Origin of the sequence: Tessaracoccus sp. OH4464_COT-324, from assembly GCF_003932855.1 — a bacterium.
GTDB lineage: Bacteria > Actinomycetota > Actinomycetes > Propionibacteriales > Propionibacteriaceae > Arachnia.
In genome coordinates, this window is the sequence record NZ_RQYZ01000039.1 from 1 (window position 1) to 2,026 (window position 2,026).

Genomic DNA, 2,026 nt, shown 5'->3' on the forward strand with positions numbered 1-2,026 from the left:
CCACCCTTAAGCGGATCCCCACCATAAAGCTGCGGCAACATCTCCGCAGGCGGCATAACCTCCCACACCGGCCAAGACCGCCAGTCATCCGACGCACTCGCACTCGGCGACGACGCACCCGCCGAAGACTTCGGATCCAAGGCCGGCACAGACGAGCCCTGACCGAGAGCCGACGAATCGGGAGAAGCCGGCCGCAACGCAACCACCACCAGCAAGCCCACCAACACCGCCAACAACCCGCCGACGACACCCAACCACAACCCCGAAGCCCTACGCATCGCCATCTCCTTCACGTTCGACGGGCGCGCCTAGCGCACCGCGCCATCGCCGTCCACGTCCATGTCCCTCGGCTTCACCCGCGGAGCCTTCCCCAGGCCCTGACCGAGATTCCCCGGCTCCGTGCCGGACTTCTCCGTGCCCTTGGGCCACTTACCCGTCAGTACCTGGATGGCGTCCTGCACCCCGCGCAGCGCCTCCCCCATCTCGCCGCCCGCGGTCTCGGCCTTCTCGATCATCACCGGCACCCAGTCCGCGCAGGCATGCAGCCGGTTGCCGAACTCCGCCGTGGGTGCGAAAAACTCCCGGTCCCCCGGTCGGCACTTGAGCGGCTCCAGAATCCTGCCCAGCTGGTCGTAGACCGTGCACTGCACCACCAGATTGATGTCATAGGACTTCTCAAGGACCTCCGCCATCTTTTTGACCAGCTGGCTCCACTCCGCGCACGCCGCGGTCTGCACCTTGGCCATCTCCTGATACTTCTCAGAGGCCGGGCCCTCCCAGCCCGCGATCGCCTCCCGGTGCGGCGCCGTCTCGTAGACCCCGTGCACCATCTCAGCGGCCCCCTGCCACTGGTCTCTCTTGTCCTTGAGGTCGTCGGGCACGTCCTGCTCTTCCAGGACCCTCTCGCATGCCTTGCGCAGCTTCGCCATGCCGTCGTCGGAGCGCTGCTTGATCCGCGCCACCTGCTGATCGAAATCCCGCCGGGCCTGCCCCCACGTCACGACGTCGACCACGAAGACCGCCATCTTGTCCCACCAGCTGAGGCTCTTTCGCTCGTCCTCCGCCCGGATCCGCTGCCGCTCCGCCTCGATCCGATCAAGCAACTCCGCCAACTTCTTGTAATCATCCGCCCCACTGCTAGGAGCGCCCTGCTTGTGCTGCTTAATCCGCTCCAGAATCCGGGACAGCCCGTCCCTCACCGCGTCGCCAACCGTCATCATCAGCCTCCGATCCTCTTGCCGTAGTTCGCTGCCGCGTCCTCATTCGCGACGTAGCGCTTCACCTCCGCCAGCAGTTCGTCGCGCACGTCCGCGAACTCGCCCTTCGCCTGATGCGTGAGCCCGGTGGTTTCCGTCGAGAGGCCATTCACCCAGGAGAACGCCCTGCCAACGAACCCAAGCTTCTTAGGTGCGGGCATGCTTCCCTGGGACGAGTTCGCCACCCCGGACTGCTGGTCCCACTGCTTGGCCATCGCCCGCAGCGCCTCCGGATCCACCTTGAAGCTGGTGTCGTTCGGCCCCGGGGCACCCGTCTTAGGCAAACCCGCCCTGGGCCCGCCCGGACCACCATCCGGACCCCCCGGCATCGAAGGCTGCTTAACGCCCGGCCCGCCCGGACCCGACATATCAGGCCACGCAGGCCCACCGGGCCGTCCCGGCTGCCCAAGATCAGGCCCGTCAGGCACACCAGGCTGCCCAAGATCAGGACCATCAGGCCCACCAGGCCGCCCGAACCCCGGGCCGCCAGTACCGGGGCCACCCGGCGCACCAATGCCCGGACCACCCGGCCGCCCAGGCTGTCCGAACCCAGGGCCACCGCTACCCGGGCCACCAGGCCAACCAGGCTGCCCGAACCCAGGACCACCACTACCGGGGCCACCCGGCACACCACTGCCCGGGCCACCAGGCCAACCAGGCGAACCCGGACCACCCGGCACACCGATACCATCAAAGCCGCCACCCACACCCGGACGACCGAACCCCCCACCAATCAACTCGTTGTAGCGCGGATCCCCCGGATAAATCGG

At 67.5% G+C, this 2,026-nt stretch carries 3 protein-coding genes; all 3 read right to left on the bottom strand.

Annotated features, from left to right (window positions below):
- On the bottom strand, positions 1–278 hold a 278-nt coding region (locus EII42_RS11975; RefSeq protein WP_148098054.1), incomplete at its 3' end, for a hypothetical protein.
- 30 nt (positions 279–308) lie between these two features.
- A complete protein-coding gene (locus EII42_RS11980) occupies positions 309–1,220 on the bottom strand; it encodes a hypothetical protein (RefSeq protein ID WP_125172381.1) in 912 nt (303 codons plus the stop codon).
- Positions 1,220–1,585, bottom strand: coding sequence for a hypothetical protein (locus EII42_RS11985; RefSeq protein ID WP_125172383.1), 366 nt, complete (start codon positions 1,583–1,585; stop codon positions 1,220–1,222). The genes EII42_RS11980 and EII42_RS11985 overlap by 1 nt, the downstream gene beginning before the upstream one ends.
- Positions 1,586–2,026: the final 441 nt, after the last annotated feature.